The organism is Herbiconiux liangxiaofengii, from assembly GCF_041927335.1.
GTDB lineage: Bacteria > Actinomycetota > Actinomycetes > Actinomycetales > Microbacteriaceae > Herbiconiux > Herbiconiux liangxiaofengii.
The window spans coordinates 282,118-307,218 of the sequence record NZ_JBHFHD010000006.1 but is presented as its reverse complement, the minus strand read 5'-3'; the positions used below and the strand labels follow the sequence as shown (position 1 = coordinate 307,218).

At 69.7% G+C, this 25,101-nt stretch carries 25 protein-coding genes and 2 tRNA genes; 11 read left to right on the top strand and 16 right to left on the bottom strand.

The window, feature by feature from the left end; translation table 11 throughout:
- Positions 1 to 84: 84 nt before the first annotated feature.
- From clpX to ACEXOR_RS05205, 6 genes are all read right to left on the bottom strand, one after another.
- Positions 85 to 1,362, bottom strand: coding sequence for an ATP-dependent Clp protease ATP-binding subunit ClpX (gene clpX / locus ACEXOR_RS05230; RefSeq protein WP_374848339.1), 1,278 nt, complete (start codon positions 1,360 to 1,362; stop codon positions 85 to 87).
- An 88-nt stretch (positions 1,363 to 1,450) separates the two neighbouring features.
- Positions 1,451 to 2,200, bottom strand: coding sequence for an AAA family ATPase (locus ACEXOR_RS05225; RefSeq protein WP_374848338.1), 750 nt, complete (start codon positions 2,198 to 2,200; stop codon positions 1,451 to 1,453).
- 13 nt (positions 2,201 to 2,213) lie between these two features.
- Positions 2,214 to 2,879 (bottom strand): ATP-dependent Clp protease proteolytic subunit, encoded by a 666-nt coding sequence (locus ACEXOR_RS05220; RefSeq protein WP_374848337.1) that lies wholly within the window; start codon positions 2,877 to 2,879, stop codon positions 2,214 to 2,216.
- A 41-nt stretch (positions 2,880 to 2,920) separates the two neighbouring features.
- Complete coding sequence (locus ACEXOR_RS05215; RefSeq protein WP_374848336.1) at positions 2,921 to 3,520, bottom strand: ATP-dependent Clp protease proteolytic subunit; 600 nt, start codon at positions 3,518 to 3,520, stop codon at positions 2,921 to 2,923.
- Between the two features lie 143 nt (positions 3,521 to 3,663).
- Positions 3,664 to 5,019: a trigger factor gene (gene tig / locus ACEXOR_RS05210; protein WP_374848334.1), complete on the bottom strand. Its 1,356-nt coding sequence runs from the start codon at positions 5,017 to 5,019 to the stop codon at positions 3,664 to 3,666.
- Positions 5,020 to 5,059: 40 nt separating this feature from the next.
- Positions 5,060 to 5,134, bottom strand: a tRNA-Pro gene (locus tag ACEXOR_RS05205).
- A 107-nt stretch (positions 5,135 to 5,241) separates the two neighbouring features.
- Here ACEXOR_RS05205 and ACEXOR_RS05200 point away from each other — a divergent pair.
- Both ACEXOR_RS05200 and ACEXOR_RS05195 read left to right on the top strand, forming a co-directional pair.
- Positions 5,242 to 5,312: transfer RNA gene (locus ACEXOR_RS05200), tRNA-Gly, on the top strand.
- 56 nt (positions 5,313 to 5,368) lie between these two features.
- Positions 5,369 to 6,229 (top strand): LLM class F420-dependent oxidoreductase, encoded by an 861-nt coding sequence (locus ACEXOR_RS05195; RefSeq protein ID WP_374848333.1) that lies wholly within the window; start codon positions 5,369 to 5,371, stop codon positions 6,227 to 6,229.
- A gap of 10 nt (positions 6,230 to 6,239) precedes the next feature.
- Here ACEXOR_RS05195 and ACEXOR_RS05190 read toward each other — a convergent pair whose 3' ends face one another.
- A complete protein-coding gene (locus tag ACEXOR_RS05190) occupies positions 6,240 to 7,322 on the bottom strand; it encodes a hypothetical protein (RefSeq protein ID WP_374848332.1) in 1,083 nt (360 codons plus the stop codon).
- 68 nt (positions 7,323 to 7,390) lie between these two features.
- Here ACEXOR_RS05190 and ACEXOR_RS05185 point away from each other — a divergent pair, with 68 nt between their 5' ends.
- The 4 genes from ACEXOR_RS05185 (at position 7,391) to ACEXOR_RS05170 (ending at position 9,721) form a co-directional block, all read left to right on the top strand.
- The gene (locus tag ACEXOR_RS05185; protein WP_374848330.1) at positions 7,391 to 7,726 is read left to right on the top strand and encodes a hypothetical protein; all 336 of its coding nucleotides are present in this window, start codon (positions 7,391 to 7,393) and stop codon (positions 7,724 to 7,726) included.
- Positions 7,727 to 7,734: 8 nt separating this feature from the next.
- Positions 7,735 to 8,532 (top strand): nitroreductase family protein, encoded by a 798-nt coding sequence (locus tag ACEXOR_RS05180; protein WP_374848329.1) that lies wholly within the window; start codon positions 7,735 to 7,737, stop codon positions 8,530 to 8,532.
- 133 nt (positions 8,533 to 8,665) lie between these two features.
- Entirely contained in the window at positions 8,666 to 9,139 is a 474-nt protein-coding gene (locus ACEXOR_RS05175; protein WP_374848328.1) for a hypothetical protein, read from the top strand.
- A 96-nt stretch (positions 9,140 to 9,235) separates the two neighbouring features.
- Entirely contained in the window at positions 9,236 to 9,721 is a 486-nt protein-coding gene (locus ACEXOR_RS05170) for a Dps family protein (protein WP_374848327.1), read from the top strand.
- Positions 9,722 to 9,812: 91 nt separating this feature from the next.
- Here the strand turns inward: ACEXOR_RS05170 and ACEXOR_RS05165 are convergent, their stop codons facing one another.
- The 6 genes from ACEXOR_RS05165 to ACEXOR_RS05140 are packed head-to-tail and all read right to left on the bottom strand — an operon-like array spanning position 9,813 to position 15,034.
- The gene (locus tag ACEXOR_RS05165; RefSeq protein WP_374848326.1) at positions 9,813 to 11,405 is read right to left on the bottom strand and encodes an amidohydrolase; all 1,593 of its coding nucleotides are present in this window, start codon (positions 11,403 to 11,405) and stop codon (positions 9,813 to 9,815) included.
- Positions 11,402 to 12,112: an FMN-binding negative transcriptional regulator gene (locus tag ACEXOR_RS05160; RefSeq protein WP_374848325.1), complete on the bottom strand. Its 711-nt coding sequence runs from the start codon at positions 12,110 to 12,112 to the stop codon at positions 11,402 to 11,404. The genes ACEXOR_RS05165 and ACEXOR_RS05160 overlap by 4 nt, the downstream gene beginning before the upstream one ends.
- Positions 12,113 to 12,166: 54 nt before the next feature.
- Positions 12,167 to 13,255, bottom strand: coding sequence for an Fpg/Nei family DNA glycosylase (locus ACEXOR_RS05155; RefSeq protein ID WP_374848324.1), 1,089 nt, complete (start codon positions 13,253 to 13,255; stop codon positions 12,167 to 12,169).
- 11 nt (positions 13,256 to 13,266) lie between these two features.
- Positions 13,267 to 13,755, bottom strand: coding sequence for a ribose-5-phosphate isomerase (locus tag ACEXOR_RS05150; protein ID WP_374848323.1), 489 nt, complete (start codon positions 13,753 to 13,755; stop codon positions 13,267 to 13,269).
- A 51-nt stretch (positions 13,756 to 13,806) separates the two neighbouring features.
- Entirely contained in the window at positions 13,807 to 14,394 is a 588-nt protein-coding gene (locus tag ACEXOR_RS05145; RefSeq protein ID WP_374848322.1) for a hypothetical protein, read from the bottom strand.
- Between the two features lie 31 nt (positions 14,395 to 14,425).
- A complete protein-coding gene (locus ACEXOR_RS05140; RefSeq protein WP_374848321.1) occupies positions 14,426 to 15,034 on the bottom strand; it encodes a mycothiol-dependent nitroreductase Rv2466c family protein in 609 nt (202 codons plus the stop codon).
- Between the two features lie 52 nt (positions 15,035 to 15,086).
- Here ACEXOR_RS05140 and pepN point away from each other — a divergent pair, with 52 nt between their 5' ends.
- The 4 genes from pepN (at position 15,087) to ACEXOR_RS05120 (ending at position 21,098) form a co-directional block, all read left to right on the top strand.
- Entirely contained in the window at positions 15,087 to 17,642 is a 2,556-nt protein-coding gene (gene pepN / locus ACEXOR_RS05135) for an aminopeptidase N (RefSeq protein ID WP_374848320.1), read from the top strand.
- A 96-nt stretch (positions 17,643 to 17,738) separates the two neighbouring features.
- A complete protein-coding gene (locus ACEXOR_RS05130) occupies positions 17,739 to 18,908 on the top strand; it encodes a mechanosensitive ion channel family protein (protein WP_374848319.1) in 1,170 nt (389 codons plus the stop codon).
- Positions 18,909 to 18,911: 3 nt separating this feature from the next.
- Positions 18,912 to 19,334 carry a globin gene (locus tag ACEXOR_RS05125; RefSeq protein WP_374848318.1) on the top strand — a complete coding sequence of 141 codons (423 nt, stop codon included), beginning with the start codon at positions 18,912 to 18,914 and terminating at the stop codon, positions 19,332 to 19,334.
- Positions 19,335 to 19,394: 60 nt separating this feature from the next.
- Positions 19,395 to 21,098, top strand: coding sequence for an FAD-binding dehydrogenase (locus tag ACEXOR_RS05120; RefSeq protein WP_374848316.1), 1,704 nt, complete (start codon positions 19,395 to 19,397; stop codon positions 21,096 to 21,098).
- Positions 21,099 to 21,236: 138 nt separating this feature from the next.
- Here the strand turns inward: ACEXOR_RS05120 and ACEXOR_RS05115 are convergent, their stop codons facing one another.
- On the bottom strand, positions 21,237 to 21,905 hold the full coding sequence (locus ACEXOR_RS05115; protein WP_374848315.1) for a DUF8185 domain-containing protein: 669 nt from the start codon (positions 21,903 to 21,905) through the stop codon (positions 21,237 to 21,239).
- Positions 21,906 to 21,955: 50 nt separating this feature from the next.
- Here ACEXOR_RS05115 and ACEXOR_RS05110 point away from each other — a divergent pair, with 50 nt between their 5' ends.
- Positions 21,956 to 22,846, top strand: a complete 891-nt coding sequence (locus ACEXOR_RS05110; RefSeq protein WP_374848438.1) for an acyl-CoA thioesterase — start codon at positions 21,956 to 21,958, stop codon at positions 22,844 to 22,846.
- A gap of 84 nt (positions 22,847 to 22,930) precedes the next feature.
- Here ACEXOR_RS05110 and ACEXOR_RS05105 read toward each other — a convergent pair whose 3' ends face one another.
- Entirely contained in the window at positions 22,931 to 23,413 is a 483-nt protein-coding gene (locus tag ACEXOR_RS05105) for an acyl-CoA thioesterase (RefSeq protein ID WP_374848314.1), read from the bottom strand.
- Positions 23,414 to 23,417: 4 nt separating this feature from the next.
- On the bottom strand, positions 23,418 to 25,100 hold the full coding sequence (gene ettA / locus ACEXOR_RS05100) for an energy-dependent translational throttle protein EttA (RefSeq protein WP_374848313.1): 1,683 nt from the start codon (positions 25,098 to 25,100) through the stop codon (positions 23,418 to 23,420).
- Between the last annotated feature and the right edge of the window lies 1 nt (position 25,101).

Sequence of the window (25,101 nt, the reverse complement as noted above, 5' to 3'; positions counted from 1 at the left end):
CAACTCAGCGGGGGTGGGGTCGAGCCGTCGCAAAACGCCCTCCAGCGGCGCTGAGAGGGCGTTCTGCGACGGGTCGAGCGGGGGTTAGGCCGACTTCTCTTCGCGGCGGGGCTTGCGAGCCACGATGGTGGGCGCCGCGTTCTCGAGCACCGTCTCTCTCGTGACGATGACGCGCGCTACCTCGTCGGTCGATGGCACCTCGAACATGATGGGGCCGAGCACCTCTTCGAGGATGGCCCGGAGCCCGCGCGCACCGGTCTGCCGCAGCACGGCGAGGTCGGCGATGGCCTCGAGCGCGTCGGTGTCGAACTCGAGATCGACACCGTCGAGCTCGAACATGCGCTGGTACTGACGCACGAGCGCGTTGCGCGGTTCGGTGAGGATCTGCATGAGCGCGGCCTGGTCGAGCGGCGTCACAGTGGTGACGACGGGGAGACGGCCGATGAACTCGGGGATGAGCCCGAACTTGTGCAGGTCTTCGGGCAGCACCTCGCCGAACAGGTTGGCTTCGGCCTTCTTGCTGTAGAGCGGCGAGTTGAACCCGATGCCCCGGCGACCGGCCCGCTGCGAGATGATCTCCTCGAGGCCGGCGAACGCGCCCGCCACGATGAAGAGCACGTTCGTGGTGTCGATCTGGATGAACTCCTGGTGCGGATGCTTGCGCCCACCCTGCGGCGGAACGCTCGCCACCGTGCCCTCGAGGATCTTGAGCAGAGCCTGCTGCACGCCCTCGCCCGACACGTCGCGGGTGATGGAGGGGTTCTCGGCCTTGCGGGCGATCTTGTCGACCTCGTCGATGTAGATGATGCCCGTCTCCGCACGCTTGACGTCGTAGTCGGCGGCCTGGATGAGCTTCAGCAGGATGTTCTCGACGTCTTCGCCGACGTAGCCGGCCTCGGTGAGAGCCGTCGCATCCGCCACCGCGAACGGCACGTTGAGCCGCTTCGCCAGCGTCTGGGCCAGATAGGTCTTGCCGCACCCCGTGGGGCCGATCAGCAGGATGTTGCTCTTGGCGATCTCGACCTCGTTGGCCTGGGCCTCGGCCGAGACGATCGCGGTGCGGGCCTTCGTGCGCTTGTAGTGGTTGTACACCGCGACCGAGAGCGCACGCTTGGCCGCCTCCTGCCCGATGACGTACTCCTCGAGGAAGCTGAAGATCTCTTTGGGCTTGGGCAGCTCGAACTCGCCGGCCGCTTCTTCGCTGGCCTCGGAGAGCCGCTCCTCGATGATCTCGTTGCAGAGCTCCACGCACTCGTCGCAGATGTAGACGCCGGGACCGGCGATGAGCTGCTGGACCTGCTTCTGGCTCTTTCCGCAGAACGAGCACTTCAGCAGGTCGGCGCTCTCCCCTATGCGTGCCATGCCCACTCTCCTCAAGCTGTAGTCCGTCGAGCCTAACCCGAACCCCCGTCATGCCACGACACCGACCCGCATTCGTGATGTTGTGGCCTCAGTCCAGCAGATGCCGCAGGTAGCGGCCCGGGGCGTCGAGGTAGTTCCGCCAGTGCGTCACCAGCTCGAGGTCGTCCCACGCGCTGTTCCGGATGCCCCAGTCCCCGAATTCCAGGATGGTCGCACCGGGCAGCGAGGCCAGCACCGGCGAGTGCGTGGCGCACACGATCTGCGCACCCGCCTTCGCCAGCGAGTCGAGCTGAGCGAGATAACGCAGCGTCGACTGGAACGACAGCGCCGCCTCGGGCTCGTCGAGGCAGAAGAAGCCCGGGCTGTCGATCTTGCGCTCGAGCAGGGCGAGGAACGACTCGCCGTGACTCATCTCGTGCAGGTCGGCATCCGGAGACCCGTCGAGCCCGTCGAGGTAGCTGAAGTACCCGTGCATCGTCTCGGCCCGGAGGAAGAACCCCCACTTCGGTGACACGACCCCGCGCTCGAGCTTCAGCCACTCCCCCAGCGGGGACTCGCTGCGCCGGGTGCTGCCGCCGCCGTGCCGGCTGCCGCCCTCGGCGGGAAACCCGAAGGCCTCGGCGATGCCCTCGAGCACCGTGGACTTGCCGCTGCCGTTCTCGCCGACCAGGAAGGTGACGCCCGGCGGCAGCTCGAATCCGTCGCGGAGGCTCGCGACCGCCGGCACCGTCATGGGCCAGGAACCGGAGACAGCCGGGGCATCCGCGAAGAAGGAGACTCTGCGGATGGCCCGGCTGTCGTTCAGCCAGTCGTCGTCGGACGGGGCTGGAGGCGTCATGCCGTGACGGAGGTCAGCTGACCAGCGCCGGCACGTTCTTGCGCGAGCTGAGCACCTGGTCGATCAGACCGTACTCGAGGGCCTCGGCCGACGACAGGATCTTGTCGCGGTCGATGTCCTTGTTGACCTGCTCGACCGAACGGTTCGAGTGGTGCGAGAGCGTGCCCTCGAGCCACTCGCGCATGCGCAGGATCTCGCGAGCCTGGATCTCGATGTCGGAGGCCTGGCCGCCGCCCTGACCGGTGGCCGGCTGGTGGATCAGGATACGCGCGTTCGGCAGCGCCAGACGCTTGCCGGGCGAGCCGGCCGCGAGCAGCACGGCCGCGGCGGAGGCCGCCTGGCCGAGGCACACGGTCTGGATCTGCGGACGCACGTACTGCATCGTGTCGTAGATGGCCGTCATCGCCGTGAACGAGCCACCGGGCGAGTTGATGTACATCTCGATGTCGCGATCCGGGTCCTGCGACTCGAGCACCAGAAGCTGGGCCATGATGTCGTCGGCCGACGCGTCGTCGATCTGCACACCGAGGAAGATGATGCGGTCTTCGAAGAGCTTGGCGTAGGGGTCTTGGCGCTTGAAGCCGTAGGCCGTGCGCTCCTCGAAGCTGGGCAGGATGTAGCGATCCGTCGGCATCGTGCCGTTGCGGTAGGCACTCGCACCGAAAGTGGGGGTTTCCATGGTTCTCTCTTTACCTTGTGTCTCTCGAAATGCGGGTGCGGCTAGAGGGCCGAGGGGGCGTCGATGGTGCCGCCGCCGCCGGCGACGTCGGTGGCGAACTCGCGCACGTGGTCGACGAAGCCGTACTCGAGGGCTTCCTGCGCGCTGAACCAGCGGTCGCGGTCACCGTCTTCATTGACCTGCTCGACGGTCTTGCCCGTCTGCGAGGCGGTGATCTCGGCGAGGCGGTGCTTCATGCTCAGGATGAGCTGCGCCTGCGTCTGGATGTCGGAGGCGGTGCCGCCGAAGCCACCGTGCGGCTGGTGCAGCAGTACGCGGGCGTTGGGGGTGATGTACCGCTTGCCCTTGGTGCCGCTGGTGAGCAGGAACTGGCCCATCGAGGCCGCCATTCCGATGCCCACGGTGACGATGTCGTTCGGAACGAACTTCATCGTGTCGTAGATCGCCATTCCGGCCGTGATGGAGCCACCGGGTGAGTTGATGTAGAGGTAGATGTCGCGCTTGGGGTCTTCAGCCGCGAGAAGCAGGATCTTGGCACAGATCTCGTTCGCGTTGTCGTCGCGAACCTCGGACCCGAGCCAGATGATGCGATCCTTCAGCAGTCGGTCGAAGACGCTGGTGGGAAAAGCCGTTTCGGCCATGTGTGTCGCTCCAATTCACTTGCAGTGGTTTGAATCTATCGGGTGCGACGCGGCTCGGCTCCCGTGTTCGCCGTCGGCAGACCTGCGGACGACGAAGGGCCCGCATCCGGTGCAGGATGCGGGCCCTTCGTGAACGGGGTCGACTAGTGCGAGTGACCCTCGTGGTCGTGACCGGCGTGCTCGTCGGCGGCGCCCACCAGGTTGGCGGCGTCGGCGTCGTCATCGGCCAGGGTGGTGAACTCCGAGATGTCGACGGCCTTGCCGTCGGTGTCGACGACCTTGGCCTTCGACAGCACGATGGCGAGGGCCTTGTTGCGGGCGACCTCGGCCACCATCGCGGGGATCTGGTTCGACTCGGAGAGGATCTTGACGAACTCGTTCGGCTCCATGCCGTACTGGGCGGAGGACTGCACCAGGTACTGGGTGAGCTCGTCCTGCGAGACCTTGACCTCTTCGCGGTCGACGACCGCGTCGAGGAGGATCTGCGTCTTGAAGGTGTTCTCGCTCGAGGCGGTGACCTCGGCGCGGTGCTCGTCGTCTTCGAGTCGGTTCTCGCTCTCGAGGTGACGCTGCACCTCGTCTTCGATGAGTGCCGGGGGAACCGGGATCTCCACCTTCTCGAGCAGGCTCTCGACGATCTTGGTGCGGGCCTCGGAAGCCTGGCCGAACGCCTTCTGCTTCTCGACCTGCTCCTTGAGGCTCTTCTTCAGCTCGTCGAGGGTGTCGAACTCGCTGGCGATCTGGGCGAACTCGTCGTCGGCCTCGGGCAGCTCGCGCTCCTTGACGGAGTTGAGCGTGACGGTGACGAGAGCGTCGCGGCCGGCGTACTCGCCGCCGAGCAGCGGAGCTTCGAACGTGGTGGTCTCACCGGCGGTGAGGGTGTCGAGGGCCTCGTCGATGCCCTCGAGCAGCTCGCCGGAGCCGATCTCGTAGGAGATGCCGGAGGCGGTGTCGACCTCGACGTCGTCGACCGTGGCCACGAGGTCGAGCTGGGCGAAGTCGCCCGTCTTGGCCGGGCGGTCGACGGTGACGAGGGTGCCGAAGCGGCTGCGCAGGCGCTCGAGCTCCTCCTCGACGTCGGAGTCTTCGACGACGGCGGGCTCGACGGCGACCTCGAAGCCCTCGTAGTCGGGCAGGTCGATCTCGGGGCGCACGTCGACCTCGATGGCGAGCTCGAGGTCTCCGGAGAAGTCCTCGGCCTTGGGCCACTCGACGATGTCGGCCTGGGGACGGCCCAGGGGGCGCAGCTCGTTCTCGGTGACGGCGTCGCGGTAGAAGCGGTCGAGACCCTCGTTCACGGCGTGCTCGAGAACGGCCTCTTTGCCGACGCGCTGGTTGATGATGGGCGGCGGAACCTTGCCCTTGCGGAAGCCGGGGATGTTGACCTGCTCGGCGATGTGCGTGTAAGCGTGATCAATGCTGGGCTTCAGCTCTTCGGGGGTGACGAAGATCGCGATCTTCACACGCGTAGGGCTGAGCTTTTCGACCGTGGTCTTCACGTTGGGTGTCTCCTGGTGTCTTGAGAGGTTCGGCGAACTGTCGGGGCGACAGGATTCGAACCTGCGACCTCCCGCTCCCAAAGCGGGCGCTCTAGCCAAGCTGAGCTACGCCCCGGCGGCGAAATGGCCTCGGCAAGTCTAATGCACAGCCCGAGCCGGTCACACAGCCCTTCGTCAGCTGTACTACGATGTACCGGGTGCCCGGCTCTCGCAGGCGGGTGCGGGGATGTAGCTCAATGGTAGAGCCTCAGTCTTCCAAACTGATCACGCGGGTTCGATTCCCGTCATCCCCTCTGTATTCATCGGTTCGCATACTCCCGCGTCGGGTGGGGGGCGTAGAGTCGCCGCCATGGAACTCGGGCTGCACCTCGCGAATCTGACCTTCGAGGGCGGCACATCCGCTCTCGCCCCCACGCTGGCGCGGGTCGCCCGCGACGCCGAGGCCGCCGGGGTCGCCCGGCTGACCGTGATGGATCACCTCTGGCAGATCGCGGGTGTCGGCCCCGTCGACAACGCCATGCTCGAGGCCTACACGACCCTCGGCTTCCTGGCCGCGCACACCGAGAAGGTACTGCTGCACTGCCTCGTGACCGGCGTGGTCTACCGCGCCCCGGGCCTGCTCGCCAAGCAGATCTCCACCCTCGACGTGCTCAGCGGTGGCCGTGCAGGCCTCGGCATCGGCGCCGCCTGGAACGAGGAGGAGGCCGCCGGCCTCGGCCTCGACTTCCCGCCCACGAAGGAGCGCTTCGAGCGGCTCGAGGAGGCCATCCGCATCTGCCTGCAGATGTGGAGCCCCGACGACGGCCCGTTCGAGGGCGAGCACTACCGGCTCGGGCGCACGCTGAGCGAGCCGCAGGCCATCAGCACCCCGCATCCGTACCTCATGATCGGCGGCTCCGGCGAGCGCAAGACGCTGCGGCTCGTGGCGCAGTACGCCGACGCCTGCAACATCTTCTTCACGCCCGAGGCCGCCCACAAGCTCGACGTGCTGCGTCGGCACTGCGACGACCTCGGCCGCGACTACGACCGCATCGAGAAGACCACCATCAGCGCCTTCGGCCCCGACACCAGCCGCGACGAGCTGCTCGGCCTGCTCGGCCAGGCGCGCGAGCTCGGCTTCTCGGTGATCTACCTCATGCCGGGCGGGCCGGAGCCGCTCAAGGCGGTGGAGCTGCTCGCGTCGGTGCGCGAGGAGGCCGCCGCGATCTGAGCGGGCAGCGTCAGCGGCTGAAGCGCGCCGGGAAGTACTCCGGCGACGGCGTCACCACGTAGGCCACGTCATCCGCATCGGCCACCGAGTACGCCTCCACGTAGGTGAACGTCTCGCCCACGCCGATGCTCGTGGTCGGCGGCAGCCCGGTCATCCCGTTGTTCGAGTCGACGATCGGGCTGCCGTTGACGCCCGCCGAGACCACCGAGGTGAAGGCGACCGGGTCGAAGGCGGCATCGCGCCCGTTGTACACCGTGACCGTCACGGCCACGTTCGCGGCCTGGTCGGCTCCGGATGCAGCCGGCGACGGCGAGAACGACTGCGGCTCGCTGACCGAGATCTGCAGGCCGTCGTCGTACGTGACGGTCTGCCCGTACACGGCGGGCACCAGCTCGCTGTCGGGTTCGGCGCTCGCGGTGGCGGCCGGTGCCACGGGCCCGAACGGCCCGCCGGCGGAGGTAGCCGCACCGATCAGCCCGGCGCCCACCACGGCCCCCACTCCGAGCACCACCAGCACCGCGACCACACCGGCGGCGACAGCGAGCACCGAGAGGCGCTTCTGCCGCCCGCCGCCCTCAGCCGTGCCGGTCGGCCGAACCGGTCCGACGGATGCGCGGGCACCGCGGGCGCCCCGCGAGCGCTGCGACGAGGGCTTCGTTCCCGGCGCGAGGTTTCCGGGCCGGGTGATCCGCCACCGGTTCCCGTCGGCCCCGGGCGCAGCCCCGCCCCCGGCCGCACCGCCGCCGGGCGGCCACAGAACGGCCTGAGGGATGGTCGGCGGGATTGTCGGTGCCGTCGGCTCCGGCCGCTGGACGCTCGGCCCGACACGCGGCGGCACCGCGGGAGCAGCTGGTGCTGCCGGAGACGTCTCGGCCCGCCGCGGACGTGCCGTCGGGCCATCGGCCCCAGGCTCCGGGTTCGACACCGCCGGCCGATCAGGCGAGGTGGCGCCGAGGTCGGGCACGGGCGGGAGCCCAGGAACCACGGGCCCCGATGCCGCCTCCGCGCCGCCCGACGGCGTGCGCTCCTGACCGTCGTCGTCAGACGATCCGAACGACGGAGGCAGGGGCGGCAGAGGCGGAGTGGGCGGCATCGCCCTCAGTCTCCCACCGACGCCCTCGCTCCCATGCTTCGAAACGGCAGTCCGCGTAGTCTGACGGCATGAGACCACAGCCGCTGTTCGTCGCGGCCACGGCGAGCTACACCGCCAACTGCGCTCTCGGTGCGTCGGTGGCGGTCGGCCTCGTCGACACCCGGCGCATCCGGTGGGTGCATCATGCGCTGTACATCGTCACCTGCGTGCTGGCGGGTGCGGCGGCCGGGTCGACGCTGCTGCCCGCGGGGCGCGGCAGCCTCCGGGCCGCGCTCGCCCTGGCACCTGCGGCCGTGCCGCTCGTCGTCATCCCGCGGGTGAGTGCGCGTACTGCGCGGCATCCGCTCGTCGCCCTCTCGGCCGCGCCGTTCTTCGTGGCCGGCCTGATTCTCTCTCGGAGGTAAGAACGCTCGTGGAGTTCCTCGATGTCGTGCGGCGCCGCAAGACCACCAACGGCCCGTTCCGCCCCGACCCGGTGAGCCGGGAGCACCAGCGACTGCTGATGGAGGTGGCGGCCCGCGCCCCGTCGCAGTTGAACAGCCAGCCCTGGCGGTTCGTGCTCGTCGACGAGCGCGACACCATCGAGGCCATCGCCCGGATCAGCGGCGAGAGCATGACCGAGGCCATGTCGAACGGCACGTTCTTCGAGCGCTACAAGCCCTACTTCCGCTTCAGCGCCGCCGAGATGGCCGAGAAGCGCAGCGGCATGCTCTTCGACAAGCTGCCGGCGCTGCTGCGCCCCTTCACCAAGCAGGTGTTCATTCCCCGCGGGCAGAAGCTGATGAACTCGCTGCACGTGCCGCAGACCCTCGGCGAGGAGAACCGCAAGCTCGTGGCCGGGTCGCCGCTGCTGATCGGCGTGATGCTCGACCGGGCAGAGTACCGGCCGGGCGAGCTGAGCTCCTTCTACTCCGTGTTCAGCATGGGCGCCGCGATGGAGAACGTGTGGCTCACCACCGTCGAGCTCGGAATGGGCATCCAGTTCGTGTCGTTCCCGATGGAGGTGCCTGGCAAGTGGGCGCTGATCGAGCAGCTGCTCGAGGTGCCCGACGATCTCGAGCTGATGGCCGTGTACCGGCTGGGCTATCTGCCCGCCGACCAGCAGCGGCCCGCCATCGACTGGTCGAGCCACGAGCGCAAGCTGCCCTCGCAGTACGTGTTCCGGGGCACTTGCGCGACCCCTGAGACCGAGTGGGACGAGCCCGCCTGAGCGCGCCGTCGGGCCTTTCCGAGCGGCCCGACCCCCACCTTCGGGGCCTCACCGCGGCACGGCCGGCACGCTAGTGTCCTCGGTGGGGGCACGGCGACGGATGCCGCATCCCGTCGACCGAAAGCAGGCTGCCATGTCAGACGCCGAACTCTCCGGCCCCGAGTTCACCGGGGAGACCCCCTTGGAGGCGGCGCCCTGGGAGATCAAGCTCTCGTTCGTGCTCTGGCTGGCCGAGGGCGTGTTCGCCATCATCGGCGGACTGCTCGTGGCCGGCGCGGGCGGGCTCGTGGGCCTGGTGGTGGGCACCGAGGACGCCGAGGCGACGCTGATGGTGGTGCTGCTGATCGTGGCGGGCATCGCGATCGTCGCCCTCGCGGTGTTCCGCATCGTGTGCGCCGCGAAGCTCCTGCGCGGCAAGCCGTGGGCGCGGAACGCGCTCACCATCCTGGGCGTGCTTGGACTGGCGGGCGTCGTGCTGGAGTATCAGGGCAATCCGGCAGTGGCCCTCGCGCACGCCCTGGTGGCGGTGGTGGCCATCGTCACCATGTACCTGCCTGCCTCGAACGCCTACATCCGTCGTCCTTTCCCGACGTCACCGGGCCTTTAGAAGGGTCGCCTCACCTTCGTGAGTGCAGCCTCAGCTTGCTTGCGCCGGACTCTGAGCTGAGTAATTTAGAGGCACAGGGAACGGAAGGACACCCCCATGAGCGAGATCATCACCACCCCCACCAGCACCACGAGCCCCGATGTGGTCGCGGCTGCCGCCCAGTTCCTGAGCCCCGTCGTGATCGAGCTGCAGGCTCTCGCGGTGAACGGCAAGCAGGCGCACTGGCACGTGCGCGGTTCGAACTTCATCGGCGTGCACGAGCTGCTGGACACCGTGGTCGACCACGCTCAGGAGTACGCCGACACCGCCGCCGAGCGCGTCGTGGCCCTGGGGCTGCCGATCGACGCCCGCATCCAGACCGTGGCCGAGAAGACCGGCACCGTGGCGATGCCGGCCGGTTTCCAGAAGTCCGACACGATGATCCAGGCCATCATCGGCCAGATCGACGTGGCCCTCGGCGTCGTGAACAAGGCGGTCAAGGAGCTCGGCGAGATCGACGCCTCTTCGCAGGACGTGGCGATCGAGATCGCCCGCGGCCTCGACAAGGACCGCTGGTTCCTCTTCGCTCACATCTCCGAGTAACCCGCGCCCCGACGCATCCCACCAGATCCGTCACTTTTCGCCCCATAACCTGGTTTTTGGGGCGGAAAGTGACGGATCTGGTGTTTAAGGGTCAGAGGGCGCGGTGGGTGGCGCGCCCCGCGAGGAGCGTCAGCGCGACCGGCATCGCCCGCAGCGCCTCAGGGCTCGCCGTGAACGGGTCGTGCTCCACCACCGCGAGGTCGGCCACGTCGCCCGTGCGCACCGAGCTGCGTCCCCGGGTCGAGGCCGCCAGCGCGGCGGGCGCGGGGATGCGCTGCTCGGGGTGCCACGGCTCCCGGCCGTCGCGGGCGCGCCCCACCGCGGCCGCCATCGCCACCCACGGGTCCAGCGGCGCCACCGGCGCATCCGAACCGAGGGCCAGCGTGGCCCCCGCGGCCAGCAGACCGCCGAGCGCGAACGCCTGCCCCGTGCGGCCCGCCCAGTAGCGGTCGGCCACGTCGCGGTCGTCCATCGCATGCTCGGGCTGCACGCTGGCGATCACCCCGAGTTCGGCGAACCGCGGCAGGTCGGCCGGCGCCACGAGTTGGGCGTGCTCGAGCGAACCCCGGATGCCGGTGGCCCGGAACGCGTCGAGCGCCAGGCTGTTCGCGTGGTCGCCGATGGCGTGCACGGCGGCGCCGAAACCCGCCGCCTTCGCCCGCGAGAGCAGCTCGACCAGCTCGGCCGGCGGCACCGTGAGCAGGCCGCGCGCGTCGGCGCGGCCCTCGAGTCCGGGGTACTCGTCGTAGCAGAAGGCCGTTCGGGTGTTGAGCGAGCCGTCGGTGATGACCTTGAACGGGCCCACGGTGATCAGTCCGCCCCCGCCCGCGAGCGGGTCGCCGGTGTGCAGCCCCTCGGCCACGGCGCGATCGAGATGGTGCGGGTAGACGCCGAACTCCACGCGGAGCGCGTCGTGGCCGGCCGCGACGCGACGCGCCCACACCTCGGCGTTCCAGGCCATCTCAAGGTCGACGACGCCCACCACGCCGCGGGACGCCGCCGCGCGTGCGGCATCCCGCGCCCAGGCGTCGGCAGCGGCATCCGGGGTGTCGGCCAGAGCGCGGTGCACCCCGAACGCGGCGTCTTCGCGCAGCAGTCCGCGCGGCGAACCGGCGGCGTCGCCGTCGAGGCCGAAGCGGCCGAGCGCCGCCGAGTTGAGCCACACGCAGTGCAGGTCGGCCGAGACGAGCACCACGGGGCGGCTGCCGGTCACGGCGTCCAGCAGCGCGGCGGTGGGCTGATCGGCCCACAGCCCGTCGCGGAACCCGACACCCACGAGCACGTCGGAGGCGCCTGCTCCCCCGGCGGCGAGCTCGACGCCGCCCACCACGCCGCCGGCGGCCGCCGTGTCGGTGACGGGCGATCCGGTGGCCTGCCGTCGGGCGGCCTCACCCACCAGCGTGGCGACCTCGGCCGCCGAGCGGCCGGCCGACACGTCGAGCCGCCGGGAGGCCGCGGCCCACTGGGTGAAGTGCACGTGGTTGTCCCAGAGGCCGGGCACCACCCAGCGGCCGTCGAGCTCGATCCGCTCGAAGCCTTTCGGGGTTCCGGAGCCCGCCGGGCTGATCACGGCGATCTCGCCGTCGATGACCACGACGTCGACGGCGGCGCCACCGTCGGAGAAGCGGCCCTCGGCCGAGCTGCCGGGCAGCCGGCCACCGGCCAGGAGCAGTGCCTCGGTCATCCGGAGACCTCCTCGGTGTCGGTCGTGCGCTCGGTGTCGGTCGTGTGCTCGGTGTCGACCGACTGCGCCGGTGGGGCGAACACGGCCGGGTTGGCCAGCCGCACCTCGGCCGCGAGCGCCTCGCTGGCGTAGGGTCCGTCGCCCTCGAGACCGTCGACGACCCGCCGAACGGTGCTCTCGGGCTTGTTCTGGCTCATCTTGCGTTTCGCGGTGAACCGGTCGACGCGCATCCGGATGCCGACGGTGCCCGCGCTGATGCGGTCGGCGTAGGCGGAGTTGGCCAGGGTGCCGCGCATGGTCTGCGGGTCGGGCAGGCGCTGCTCGAAGTGGTCGACGAGCTGCTCGAGCACGCGGAGGTTCTCGGCCGGGTCGAGGATCTCGGGCCGGCCGTAGAGATGGGCCACCACGAAGTTCCACGTCGGCACGGCCGGGTGCTCGTCGTACCAGCCGGGCGAGATGTAGCCGTGGGGGCCCTGCACGATGACGAGCAGCTCATGGTCGCCGAGCTCGTGCAGGCGTTCGTCGGGCCGGCCGACGTGTGTGACCAGTGTGAGGGCGCCGTCGGCATCCGGTTCGACCAGCACCGGGTAGTGCGAGGCGACGAGGCCGTCGGTCGTGGCGGAGACGAGCGTGGCCCACGGGTTCTGGCGCACCAGCTCGGCGACCTCGGCCGGATCGGTGAGGTCGAACGACGGGGTGTGGCGCATGGCGGGCCTTTCTCGGGTGCGGTCGGCGGGTGACGGGGCAGGTTCTGGCTGGATTCAGGCCTGGTCGACCGGGCACCAGTAGAGCTTGCGGCCGCCGAACTCCTCCAGCACGATGTTGGTGCCGCAGACACGACACGGCAGGCCCTCGCGTTTGTAGACCCAGTGGCGGTCGGCACGGCTGGCCATGGCCTTCGCCTTGGCGGCCGGGTCGAGCCCGTCCATCGTGAGCATCTGGCCGGTGCGCACGCCGAGGTCGAGCAGGTAGGCCCAGTCGCGCCAGAGGGCTCGCGTGGTCTCGGCCGGAACCTTCTTGCCCGGGGTGTGCGGGTTGAGGCGGGCGCGGAAGAGCATCTCGGCGCGGTAGACGTTTCCGATGCCGCTCACCACACTCTGATCCATCAGCAGCAGCCCGATCGGCGTGGGCTTCTTGGCCACCGCGGCGACGAAGCGCTCCTCGGCCTCCGCCGAGTCGTCGAGCAGCGGATCGGGCCCGAGCTTCGCGATCGCCAGGTCGACCTGGGCCGCGTCGAGCACCTCGCAGGCGGTGGGGCCGCGGAGGTCGGCGACGGCCGTCTCGGTGAGCAGGCGCACGCGCACGGCGCCGACCGGGGCGGGCGGGAAGGCGCCCTCCTCCTCGGTCTCCTTCTCCTGCTCGGCCATGCGCAGGCGGGAGCGCCTCGGCGCCCCGATCGAGCGCACGGAGTCCTCGCCGTCGGCGTCGTCGAGCTCCCCGGCGGCTTCAGCGGCCAGGGCTTCGCGGGCGCGCGCCGGCAGCTCCCCCGCCGCCGCGAGCTCGTCGATCGTGCCCTCGGCCTGGGCGCCGAGGCCCGGTTCGAGGTCGGTGCCGCGCATGTTCGTCTGCCCCATGCGGCCGGCCGCCGAGCGGATGGTGGCGTCGGTGGTGATCTCGCCCGCGAAGTCCCAGGCGCCGTAGATGCCGAGGTGCACCCGGAGCCACACGCCGTCGTCGAACTCGAGGAACATCTGCTTGCCCACCGCGCGGGCGCCCGTCATGGTGCGGCCGTCGAGGATCGCGGCGCCCTCGGCGAAACGCCCCTGGGGCGAGCTCGCCCAGACGCGATGGCCCACGAAGTTCGCGGCGAACTGCCGCGCGATGCGATGAACGGAATGACCCTCGGGCATGACGGAACGGCTCAGGCGTCGATGACGCGGTCGGCGATGAGACCGGTGGCCTCGTACTCGGCCAGCTGGGCGATGCGGCGCACGTGGCGCTCCTCGAACGAGAACGGCTCGGCGATGAACCAGTCGATCAGCGCGATCGCCTCGTCGACCGAGTGCTGCCGGGCGCCGACGGCCACCACGTTGGCGTCGTTGTGCTGGCGGGCGAGCTTCGCGGTCGCCTCGTTCCAGGCCAGGGCGGCTCGGACGCCGGCCACCTTGTTGGCCGCGATCTGCTCGCCGTTGCCCGAGCCGCCGAACACCACGCCGAGCGCCTCGATGCCTGCCTGCTGGTCGCGCACCACCGCGCGGGCCGCGTTGATGCAGAACGAGGGATAGTCGTCGATGGGGTCGTAACTCTCGGGGCCGTGGTCGACGACCTCGTGTCCGGCGGCGGTGAGGTGCTCGGTGATGACCCGGCTGAACTCGAGTCCGGCATGATCGGTGCCGATGTGGATGCGCATGCTGGCCAGTTTATTGGCAGCGGGCCACGCGCATCCGTTCGCGGGCTCGAACTACGGGACGGCGCTGTACCGCGTCGCCGACCAGGCGTCCGCGACGGCGCAGACCTTCGTGTCGCGGTAGCCCGCCTCGCGCAGGAGCTGCCGAACGGCCGTGGCGCCCGGAGCGGGTGACGCGCCCTTCCCGTGCACCACCCACACCGGCCGGCCGGCGTGCAGGGGCTCCAGCAGGCCCGGAAGAGAACGGAGCACACCGTCGTCGGCCACCGCGACGACGATCATGGCCGCCGACCCCGCATCCGTCGCGTGGGGTGCGATCACGTGCCCCAGGGGTTCCGGCAGCTCTCCGATGACGAAGGCGGTCGCGCCGGGCCCGAGACCCAGCTTGCTCAGCAGAGTGGGCGGCGCGGCGGCGAGGGCCACGGCCCAGCGCTCGGCGGAGTCGTCGAGCGCGATCTCGACGACCTCGTCGGCCACCCGGAACCGCAGCACACCGTCGGCGCCGCTGATGTCGTGGATGGCGGCGCGGTCGAACGTGCGCTGCAGCCCGCCGCGCAGGTCGAGACCCCCGGAGTGGAGGTGCAGCCGCACGTCGACGAGCTCGCCATCGACCGTGCAGCGCCCTCGGGCTTCGCGACCCATCCGCCGTGCGCCTGTCTCGCCGTGGATCCGGCTAGAACTGGGGGCCGCGGGTGCGGGAGCGCTTGAGTTCGAAGAAGCCGTCGTAGGAGGCGGCCGCCACCACTCCGTCCCAGAGCGTCAGCGCCATCTCGCCGGTGGGTGCCGGGCTGATCACCGGGCCGAAGAAGGCCACGCCGTTCACCGCGATCACGGGGGTGCCGACATCCTGGCCCACCCGCTCGATGCCGTCGAAGTGCGAGGCCCGCATCTGCGGGTCGTACTCGTCCGACTCGGAGTACGCCGCGAGCGAGGCCGGCAGCCCCACCTCGGCGAGCGCCGCGGGGATCACCTCGTCGGGGTCGATCGAACCGCCGGGGTGGATGCGCGTGCCGAGTGCGTCGTACAGCGGCTTCACCACCTCCTGGCCGTGCAGCTCGCCCGCCGCCGTCACCAGCCGCGTGTAGCGCAGGGCACGCGGGAAGAAGGCCCGGTACTCCTCCGACACGTCGTTGTTCTCGTTGAGCACCGCGAGGCTCATGATGTGCCAGGTGACGTCGAGGTCGCGGTGCAGCGCCACCTCGTCCACCCAGCGGGAGGTCATCCAAGCCCAGGGGCAGGAGGGGTCGAACCAGAAATCAACGCTCGTCTTCTCTGAAGTCACCGTCTCATCATCGCATTAGGCTGATCGGGCAATCGAAAAGGAGAGCAGACACGTGCCTGGAGAAAACCTCACCCGCGCAGAAGCGCGCGAGCGCGCTGCCATCATCAGCGTCTCGAGCTACGACGTCGTCCTCGACCTCACCACGGGCCCCGAGACGTTCCGCAGCACCACCACCGTCACCTTCAGTGCCATCCCCGAGGCGGTGGGGGCCTCGACGTTCATCGACGCCATCACGCGCACGGTGCACTCGGTGACGCTCAACGGCGAGACGCTCGACCCGGCCGAGGTGAGCGACGGCGTGCGCATCCAGCTGCCCTCGCTGCAGACCGAGAACACGCTCGTGGTCGACGCCGACATGATCTACACCAACACCGGTGAGGGCCTGCATCGCTTCGTCGACCCGGTCGACGACGAGGTGTACCTCTACAGCCAGTTCGAGGTGCCCGACTCGCGCCGCATGTTCGCGGTGTTCGAGCAGCCCGACCTCAAGGCCACCTTCAGCTTCACGGTCACGGCGCCCGACTACTGGGAGGTCGTGTCGAACTCCCCCACGCCGACGCCGACCGTCGCGGTCGAGGGGCAGAGCGCCACCTGGTCGTTCGAGCCCACCCCGCGCATCTCCAGCTACATCACCGCCATCGTGGCCGGCCCGTACATCGTCGAGCGCTCCTCGCTCACGAGCGCCGACGGCCGCGAGATCCCGCTCGGCGTCTTCAGCCGCGCCTCACTCGCGCAGTACATGGATGCCGACTACATCTTCGCCAAGACCCGAGAGGGCTTCGCGTTCTACGAGGAGAAGTACGACTTCCCCTACCCCTTCGCCAAGTACGACCAGCTCTTCGTGCCCGAGTTCAACGCCGGCGCCATGGAGAACGCGGGAGCGGTGACGTTCACCGAGACGTACGTGTTCCGGTCGAAGGTGACGGATGCGGTGCGTGAGCGCCGGGTCGTCACGATCCTGCACGAGCTGGCCCACATGTGGTTCGGCGACCTCGTGACCATGCGCTGGTGGAACGACCTGTGGCTGAACGAGTCGTTCGCCGAGTACATGTCGACCCTCGCCACCGCCGAGGCCACGGAGTGGAAGGAGGCCTGGACGACCTTTGCCGCCATGGAGAAGAGCTGGGCCTACCGGCAGGATCAGCTGCCGAGCACCCACCCGATCGTGGCGCGCATCAACGACCTCGAAGACGTGCAGGTGAACTTCGACGGCATCACCTACGCCAAGGGCGCCTCGGTGCTCAAGCAGCTCGTGGCCTGGGTGGGCCAGGACGAGTTCATGAAGGGCGTCGCCGCCTACGTGAACAAGCACCAGTTCTCGAACACCGAGCTGAACGACCTCATGGTCGAGCTGGAGGCCACGAGCGGTCGCGACCTCGCGAGCTGGTCGGAGCTGTGGCTCGAGACCGCGGGCGTCAACACGCTGCGCCCGGTGATCGAGTACGACGAGAACGACGAGATCGTGTCGTTCGCGGTGGCTCAGGAGGCCACGCTCGACTACCCGACCATCCGCCCGCACCGCCTCGCGATCGGCTTCTACGAGCTCGAGGGCGAGAAGCTCGTGCGCACCTACCGGGTGGAGCTCGACGTCGACGGCGAGTCGACCCCGGTGCCCGAGCTGGTGGGCCGCTCACGCCCGGCGCTCGTGCTGCTGAACGACGACGACCTGGCCTACGCCAAGATCCGGCTCGACGGCTACTCGCTCGACACCGCCCTCGACGACCTGGCGAAGATCGAGTCGCCGCTGGCCCGCTCGCTGGTCTGGGGCTCGGTGTGGGATGCGACGCGCGACGCCGAGACCCGCCCGCGCGACTTCGTGCGCCTGGTGCTCGGCAACATCGCCACCGAGACCGAGTCCACCACCATCCGCACGGTGCTCGGCCAGCTCGTGCTCACCGCCTCGAGCTACGTGGCTCCGGATGCGCGTGACGCCGTGATCGAGCAGGCCGCCACCACGCTGTGGCAGCTCGTGCTCGACGCCGCGCCCGGTTCCGACGCCCAGTTCCAGTTCGTGAAGTTCTTCGCCGCTCTCGCGTCGACGGATGAGCAGCTCGAGAACGTGGCCCACCTCAAGAACGGCACCGTCGTGCTCGAGGGCCTCGACATCGACACCGACCTCACCTGGGAGCTGCTGATCGCCCTGGTGGCGGGCGGCAAGGCCGGAGAAGACGAGATCGCCGCGACGCTGGAGGCCGACAACACGGCCTCGGGCGCGCAGTCGGCAGCGCACGCCCGCGCTGCCCTGCCCACCGTCGAGGGCAAGGCCGCAGCCTTCGCGTCGCTCGTCGACGTCGACACGGCGCCGAACGCGATCGTGCGGGCGACCGGCCTCGGCTTCCAGCGCGGCAGCGACCCGGCCCTGTTCGAGCCGCTCGTGGCGCGCTACTTCGAGTCGCTGCAGTGGCTCTGGGAGACCCGCAGCTACGCCATCGCCAGCTCGGTGATCAACGGTCTCTACCCGGCTGCGCTCGCCAATCAGGAGCTGCGCGACGCCACGCAGGCCTGGCTCGATCAGAACGGCGAGCCGCCGGCGCTTCGCCGCATCGTGATCGAGAACCTCGCGGGCGTCGACCGCGCGCTCGCGGCGCAGAAGCGCGACGCGAGCTAGCTGCGCTCCGTGCGGGGTGGTGGTGCCGACCCACCACCCCGCACTGAGGTCGCGCCAAGACGCCACGGGTAAGGTCGCAGGTCTATGGACTGGAACATGATCTGGGCGAACATCACGTCCTTCACTCACGACTACAGCAAGCCCATCGGCGTGCTCGTCATCATCATCGGGGCCGTGATCGTGCGGGCCGTGCTGCTGACCTCGGTGCGGCGACTCGTCGACCAGGTGGTCAGCGGGGTGAAGCGCAAACAGAACGTGGCCGACACCCAGGCACTGGTGGTGTCGCCGCTCTCCGCGGTGCGAACGGTGCAGCGCACCCGCACCCTGGGCTCGGTGCTGAAGAACATCATCAACGTCTCGGTGGTGGTGATCTCGATCCTGCTGGTGGTGCAGACGATCGACTCCAGCATCCTCGGGTCTCTCGCGCTGCTGACCGCCGCCCTCGGCGCCGGCCTCGGCTTCGGCGCGCAGAACATCGTGAAAGACGTGCTGAACGGCCTGTTCATGGTGTTCGAAGACCAGCTCGGCGTGGGTGACGTGGTCGACCTCGGCCCCGCGACGGGTGTGGTGGAGGGCGTCGGCATCCGCATCACGCAGGTGCGCGACGTGAACGGCACGCTCTGGTTCGTCCGCAACGGCGAGATCCTGCGAGTGGGCAACATGTCGCAGGGCTGGTCGCGCGTGATCATCGACCTCGCCATCCCGTACGACACCGACCTCGAGCGGGTGCAGGAGCTCATGCTGTCCACCGCCACCGCGATGGCCGCCGAGCCGAAGTGGCGGTCGCGCATCGTGGAGAAGCCCGAGCTCTGGGGACTGGAGTCGATCTCGGCCGACAACCTGGTCATCCGGATCGTGGTGAAGACCCGTGCCGCCGCGAAGGACGACGTGGCCCGCGAGCTGCGCCTGCGGCTCAAACGCGCCGTCGACGAGATCGGTGTCACGCTGCCCTCGCTCAGCACCGTGGTGCTCACCGGCTTCGAGGGGGCGGCGAGCGTGCAGGGCGCGCGCCCGCCGAAGACCAGGCCGGTGACCACGCAGGATCCGCCGGCGCTCACCAAGAAGCCGCGCGGCCGTGCCGCCAAGGCACCGAGGCAGGGCACGGTGCCACCGCAGGAGCAGCCGCAGCACCCGCTGTCGTTCACGAAGCCGCCGAAGCCCGCGTCATCCGACCGGCCCGCCTCATCCGACCAGCCCGCCTCATCCGACCGGCCCGCGCCGCCGGCGTCATCCGAACCGCCCACGCCGCCCTCGAACCAGGAGTAGTCCATGGATCTCACGCCCAAGCCCCTGGACCTCACCCCGAAGGTGCCCGAGAACCCGTTCTACGCCCAGGTGGGCGGCCACGACACCTTCGTCGCCCTCGTCGAGCGTTTCTACCAGGGCGTCGAGACCGATCCGGTGCTGAAGCCCATGTACCCGGCCGACGACTGGGACGGTGCGGTGCGCCGGCTCACCCTCTTCCTCGAGCAGTACTGGGGCGGCCCCGGCACCTACAGCGAGGAGCGCGGCCACCCGCGGCTCCGGATGCGCCACAACCCCTTCAAGGTCAACCCCGACGCCCGCGACCGCTGGCTGCTGCACATGCGCGCCGCCGTCGACTCGATCGACCTCGCCCCGGCCGACCGCGATCTGCTCTGGGACTATCTCGAGCGCGCCGCGCATGCCATGGTGAATACGTTCGAGGACTAGGGGCACCTCGACGTCGGCCCACCCGGCCGCCTGCGCCCCGATCTCACCGCGACGAAGGAGTTGCCCGTGGAATCCACCGATGTGATCGTGATCGGAGCCGGTCTGGCCGGTCTCGTGGCCGCCTGCGAGGTGCTCGAGACGGGTAAGCGCGTCACCGTGCTGGAGCAGGAGCCCGCCTCCTCCCTCGGCGGGCAGGCGTGGTGGTCGTTCGGTGGCATCTTCCTCATCGACAGCCCCGAGCAACGGCGGATGCGCGTGCGCGACTCCCTCGAGCTCGCCCGGCAGGACTGGCTCGGCTCGGCCGGTTTCGACCGCCCCGAAGACGAGTGGGGCCGCAAGTGGGCCGAGGCGTACCTGCAGTTCGCCGCCGGCGAGAAGCGCGCCTGGCTGAACTCGCTCGGGGTGCGGTTCTTCCCGGTGGTGGGCTGGGCCGAACGCGGCGGCTACACCGCGAACGGGCACGGCAACTCGGTGCCGCGGTTCCACATCACCTGGGGTACGGGGCCCGGGGTGCTCGAGCCGTTCCTCCGGCGTTTCGCGCGCGGGGTGGCGGAGGGACGAGCTCGCGTCCTGCACCGGCACCGGGTGGACGAGCTGGTCACGTCGGGGGCCGCGGGGTCGGTGACGACGGATGACGCGGGGGCACCGACATCCGGAACCCGCGTCACGGGCGCCAGGGGCTCGGTACTGGCCGCGAGCACGGTTGGCCGGGGTGAACCCAGCTCGCGCGAGGTGGTGGGTGCCTTCGAGCTGACGGCCGGAGCCGTGATCGTGGCGAGCGGCGGTATCGGAGGCAACCACGAGCTGGTGCGGCAGCAGTGGCCCGAGCGACTCGGCCCGGCCCCGGCGTCGATGCTCTCGGGCGTGCCCGCACATGTCGACGGGCGGATGCTCGGCATCAGCGAGCGGGCCGGTGCGCGACTCGTGAACGGCGACCGCATGTGGCACTACACCGAGGGCATCGAGAACTACGATCCCGTCTGGCCGCTGCACGGCATCCGGATCCTGCCCGGGCCGTCGTCGCTCTGGCTCGATGCGACCGGGAAGCGGCTGCCGGTGCCGCTGTTCCCGGGGTTCGACACGCTCGGAACCCTGGAGCACATCCTCTCGACGGGGTACGAGCACAGCTGGTTCGTGCTCACGCAGGCGATCATCGAGAAGGAGTTCGCGCTCTCGGGCAGCGAGCAGAACCCCGACCTCACCGGGCGTGACCTGAAGTTGCTGGCCCAGCGCATCCGGCCGGGTGCACCGGGGCCGGTGGAGGCCTTCAAGGCGAAGGGCTCCGACTTCGTCGTGGCCTCGTCGCTGCCGGAGCTGGTGCACGGGATGGCGGCGCTCGAGCCCTCTGTTCCCCTGGACGCGGCGCAGATCACCCGTGAGGTGCACGCGCGCGACCGCGAGATCGCGAACACGTTCACGAAGGATGCGCAGATCACCGCGGTGCGCGGCGCGCGGCGGTATCTCGGCGACAAGCTCATCCGGGTGGCCAAGCCGCACCGGCTGCTGGATCCGGCGGCCGGGCCGCTGATCGCCGTTCGGCTGCACGTGCTCACGCGCAAGAGCCTCGGCGGCATCCAGACCGATCTGGGCGGGCGGGTGCTCTCGGCCTCGGGCGAGGTGGTGCCGGGGCTCTACGCCGCGGGCGAGGCGAGCGGATTCGGCGGCGGCGGGGTGCACGGGTACCGGGCGCTGGAGGGCACGTTCCTCGGCGGCTGCCTCTTCTCGGGCCGCGCCGCGGGCCGCGCGGCGGCCGCCTCCCTCTGACGGCCGCTCCCGCCCCGCGCCCCGCGCCACCGTGCGCCGAACCGTCGCAAACAGCCCTTTCAGCTGCCCCAAAGGGCGTTTTGCGACGGGTCGGCGAGGGGTTTGGTGGGGGTGGGGGTGGGGGTGGGGGTGGGGCTTTCAGCGGCGGGCCAGGACGTGGCCGCGGCGGGTGCTGAGGCGCACCCAGGGCCCCGAGGCGTAGACCGAGACATCGTCACCGGGCTTGACGAAGCCGAGGCTCACGGCACTGAACGCGGCGCCGGCCGGGATGCGCGGTTCGAGGTCGGGCAGCACGTCGAGATCGCGGCCCCACACCTCGGACCGCACCTTGTGCACGAGCTGCTCGCCGGTGCTGTCGCCGACCGCGGCGGCGACCTCGGCGATCCCCGCCCGGGCGGCCTCCTCGATCACCGCGGAGTCGACCACGCCGGCCGCCTCCCAGCCGCCGCGCGGCGGGCTGATTCCGGCCCAGGCCACACCCTGCTCCCCCGGCGGCAACGGGATCTCCAGCGGCCCCTCGGCGGAGTTGCTGAGAAGCGACAGCTGAGCCAGCCGGTCCAGCAGCGCCCGGATCGACACCACCGTGTCGAACGGTTCCGGGGTGGCCAGAGCGAAAGTGCGGAGCCCCAGCACCGTCGGCGCACGATCGAGCAGGCCCTTCGGCGTGAGCGTGGCGGTGTAGGCCGCGAGCACGCCCAGACCGCCGAGGAGGCGCGTCGACCCGTTCTCGACCCGGGCGGCGCGCCCGAGGTACACCTTGAGATCGCCGAGCGAAGCGGCGTCGATGAGGGTGAAGGACTGGACCATCTGTGCTGTCTAAACTACTTCACAGCGACGGATGCGCACGCATCCTCACCCTGCAGAACCATCAGGAGAGAATCGTGACTGACGCGCTGACCGCCTTCCTCACCACCCTCGACCTCGTCGACACCGGCGCCCGCACCACCGAGGACATCTTCACCGGCCCCTCGCAGTCGATGCCGAACGGTCGTGTCTTCGGCGGCCAGGTGCTCGCGCAGGCGCTCGTGGCGGCCACCCGCACGGTCGACGACGACCGATCGGTGCACTCACTGCACGGCTACTTCCTGCGGCCGGGCGACGCCAGTGCCGACATCACCTTCGCGGTCGATCGCATCCATGACGGCCGCTCGTTCTCGACCCGGCGCGCCCAGGCCTACCAGAAGGGCGTGCCGATCCTCTCGGCCATCCTGTCGTTCCAGTCGGAGGACGAGGGCCTCGAGCACCAGCTCGAGATGCCCACCGACTTGCCCGGCCCCGACGAGCTGCCGAGCGCCGCCGAGGTGCTCTCGCGGGTCGACCATCCCGTGGCCCGCACCTGGGCGCGGGAACGCGCTTTCGACATGCGGCACGTTCCCGGCCCGCTGTACTTCCAGGTTGAGGGCGAGCGGGAGCCGAGGCAGGCGGTGTGGATCAAGGCCCTCGGCACCCTGCCCGACGACCCCGACCTGCATCGGGCCGCCCTGGTGTACGCCAGTGACTACACCATCCTCGAACCGGTGATGCGGCGCCACGACGTGGCCTGGGCCCGGCCCGACCTCAAGATGGCGAGCCTCGACCACGCCATGTGGTGGCATCGCTTCGCGCGCGCCGACGAATGGCTGCTCTACACGCAGAGCTCGCCGAGCGCGAGCAGTGGGCGCGGCCTCGCGCTCGGGCACATCTACGACCTCTCCGGTCGCCTGATCGCCTCCGTGGCCCAGGAGGGCATGCTCCGCGTCAAGCGCTGACGCAGGCGCCGAAGTCGGCAGCGAGGCAGGCACCGCGCAGGGCGCCGAAGTCGGCTCCGGATGCCGCGACGCAGAGCGCCGCGGTCAGTCCCGGCGGCGGAACGTCAGCGGTGCATCGAGATACGGCTCCCACGCGGCGCGCTCGTGCGGATGCATCCGCCGCGGCCGATCGGTGGCCGCATCGACGAGCACCAGCGTGGTGGAGGCCTTGACGTAGGTGACCCGCGGCTCGACGCCGACCGGGCTCTTGACCTCGTAGTACACGTCGAGGCTCGCACCGCCGAGGTGCCCGATCCAGAGCTCGACGTCGATCGGCTGGCGGATGTAGGGCATCGAGGTGACGTACTCGATCTCCTGGCGGGAGATCACGCTCTTGGTGTCGGCCTCAGGGCCGGCGTCGATGACCGCCGTCGACCACTGTGCCTGTTCCGGGTCGGCGAGGTCGCCGTCGACCCAGAACGCGAAGACGCGCGCCTCCTCGAGGATCTTCAGCATCGAGGCGTTGTTCACGTGCCCGTACGCGTCGAGATCGCTCCAGCGCAGCTGGATCGGAACGTGCAGCCGCATGGGTCTAGTCGCGGGTGAGCTTGCGATACGTGGCCCGGCCGGGTTTCGCGGCCTCGGCACCGAGGCGCTCGATCTTGTTCTCCTCGTAGGCCTCGAAGTTGCCCTCGAACCAGTACCAGTTGGCCGGGTCGTCTGCCGTGCCCTCGTAGGCGAGGATGTGCGTGGCGATGCGGTCGAGGAACCATCGGTCGTGGGTGATGACCACGGCGCAACCGGGGAACTCGAGCAGGGCGTTCTCGAGGCTCGAGAGCGTCTCGACGTCGAGGTCGTTGGTGGGCTCGTCGAGCAGCAGCAGGTTGCCGCCCTGCTTCAGGGTGAGCGCGAGGTTGAGGCGGTTGCGCTCACCACCCGAGAGCACGCCGGCCTTCTTCTGCTGGTCGGGGCCCTTGAAGCCGAACGTCGAGACGTAGGCGCGCGCGGGCACCTCGGTCTTGCCCACCTGGATGTAGTCGAGCCCGTCGCTGACGACCTCGAAGAGCGTCTTGTTGGGGTCGATTCCGCCACGGCTCTGGTCGACGTAGGAGATGTCGACGGTCTCGCCGATCTTGAGCTCACCGCTGTCGAGCGGCTCGAAGCCCACGATGGTCTTGAACAGCGTGGACTTGCCGACGCCGTTCGGGCCGATCACACCGACGATGCCGTTGCGCGGCAGCGTGAAGGACAGGTTGTCGATGAGCACCCGCTCGCCGAAGCCCTTGTGCAGCTTCTTGGCCTCGATGACCTGAGCACCCAGGCGCGGGCCGACCGGGATCTGGATCTCCTCGAAGTCGAGCTTGCGGGTGCGCTCGGCCTCGGTGACCATCTCTTCATACCGGGCCAGACGGGCCTTCGACTTCGCCTGACGGCCCTTGGCGTTGCTGCGCACCCAGTCGAGCTCTTCGCCGAGGCGCTTGGCGAGCTTCGCGTCTTTCTTGCCCTGCACCTCGAGGCGCTCGCGCTTCTTCTCGAGGTAGGTGGAGTAGTTGCCCTCGTAGGGGTAGAGGCGACCGCGGTCGACCTCCGCGATCCACTCGGCCACGTGGTCGAGGAAGTATCGGTCGTGGGTGACGGCGAGCACGGCGCCGTGGTACTGCGACAGGTGCTGCTCGAGCCAGAGCACGCTCTCGGCGTCGAGGTGGTTGGTGGGCTCGTCGAGCAGCAGCAGATCGGGCTTCTGCAGCAGCAGCTTGCAGAGCGCGACCCGGCGCTTCTCACCACCGGAGAGGTTGGCGACCGAGGCGTCGCCCGGAGGCGTGCGCAGGGCGTCCATGGCCTGCTCCAGCTGGGAGTCGAGATCCCAGGCGTCGGCGGCGTCGATGGCCTCCTGCAGGGTGCCCATCTCCTCCAGCAGAGCGTCGAAGTCGGCGTCGGGCTCGGCCATCAGCGCGCTGATCTCGTTGAAGCGGTCGATCTTGCCCTTGATGGGGCCGACGCCCTCCTGCACGTTCTCGAGCACGGTCTTCGACTCGTCGAGCTCTGGCTCCTGCATGAGGATGCCCACGGTGAACCCGGGGGTCAGCTTCGCCTCGCCGTTCGAGGGGGTGTCGAGCCCCGCCATGATCTTGAGGATCGTGGACTTACCCGCACCGTTCGGACCGACCACCCCGATCTTGGCCCCCGGCAGGAACGCCATCGTGACGTCGTCGAGGATCAGCTTGTCGCCCACCGCTTTGCGGGCGCGCACCATCGAGTAAATGTATTCGGCCATG

Coding starts and splice junctions, on each gene's coding strand:
- ACEXOR_RS05215 (WP_374848336.1), bottom strand. CDS start 3,520: ATGGCCGAAACGGCTTTTCCCACCAGCGTCTTCGACCGACTGCTGAAG.
- ACEXOR_RS05115 (WP_374848315.1), bottom strand. CDS start 21,905: ATGGTCCAGTCCTTCACCCTCATCGACGCCGCTTCGCTCGGCGATCTC.
- ACEXOR_RS05145 (WP_374848322.1), bottom strand. CDS start 14,394: ATGGGTCGCGAAGCCCGAGGGCGCTGCACGGTCGATGGCGAGCTCGTC.
- ACEXOR_RS05190 (WP_374848332.1), bottom strand. CDS start 7,322: ATGCCGCCCACTCCGCCTCTGCCGCCCCTGCCTCCGTCGTTCGGATCG.
- ACEXOR_RS05150 (WP_374848323.1), bottom strand. CDS start 13,755: ATGCGCATCCACATCGGCACCGATCATGCCGGACTCGAGTTCAGCCGG.
- ettA (WP_374848313.1), bottom strand. CDS start 25,100: ATGGCCGAATACATTTACTCGATGGTGCGCGCCCGCAAAGCGGTGGGC.
- ACEXOR_RS05225 (WP_374848338.1), bottom strand. CDS start 2,200: ATGACGCCTCCAGCCCCGTCCGACGACGACTGGCTGAACGACAGCCGG.
- ACEXOR_RS05130 (WP_374848319.1), top strand. CDS start 17,739: ATGATCTGGGCGAACATCACGTCCTTCACTCACGACTACAGCAAGCCC.
- ACEXOR_RS05105 (WP_374848314.1), bottom strand. CDS start 23,413: ATGCGGCTGCACGTTCCGATCCAGCTGCGCTGGAGCGATCTCGACGCG.
- ACEXOR_RS05185 (WP_374848330.1), top strand. CDS start 7,391: ATGAGACCACAGCCGCTGTTCGTCGCGGCCACGGCGAGCTACACCGCC.
- ACEXOR_RS05160 (WP_374848325.1), bottom strand. CDS start 12,112: ATGCGCCACACCCCGTCGTTCGACCTCACCGATCCGGCCGAGGTCGCC.
- ACEXOR_RS05220 (WP_374848337.1), bottom strand. CDS start 2,879: ATGGAAACCCCCACTTTCGGTGCGAGTGCCTACCGCAACGGCACGATG.
- ACEXOR_RS05155 (WP_374848324.1), bottom strand. CDS start 13,255: ATGCCCGAGGGTCATTCCGTTCATCGCATCGCGCGGCAGTTCGCCGCG.
- ACEXOR_RS05165 (WP_374848326.1), bottom strand. CDS start 11,405: ATGACCGAGGCACTGCTCCTGGCCGGTGGCCGGCTGCCCGGCAGCTCG.
- clpX (WP_374848339.1), bottom strand. CDS start 1,362: ATGGCACGCATAGGGGAGAGCGCCGACCTGCTGAAGTGCTCGTTCTGC.
- ACEXOR_RS05175 (WP_374848328.1), top strand. CDS start 8,666: ATGTCAGACGCCGAACTCTCCGGCCCCGAGTTCACCGGGGAGACCCCC.
- ACEXOR_RS05170 (WP_374848327.1), top strand. CDS start 9,236: ATGAGCGAGATCATCACCACCCCCACCAGCACCACGAGCCCCGATGTG.
- ACEXOR_RS05125 (WP_374848318.1), top strand. CDS start 18,912: ATGGATCTCACGCCCAAGCCCCTGGACCTCACCCCGAAGGTGCCCGAG.
- ACEXOR_RS05195 (WP_374848333.1), top strand. CDS start 5,369: ATGGAACTCGGGCTGCACCTCGCGAATCTGACCTTCGAGGGCGGCACA.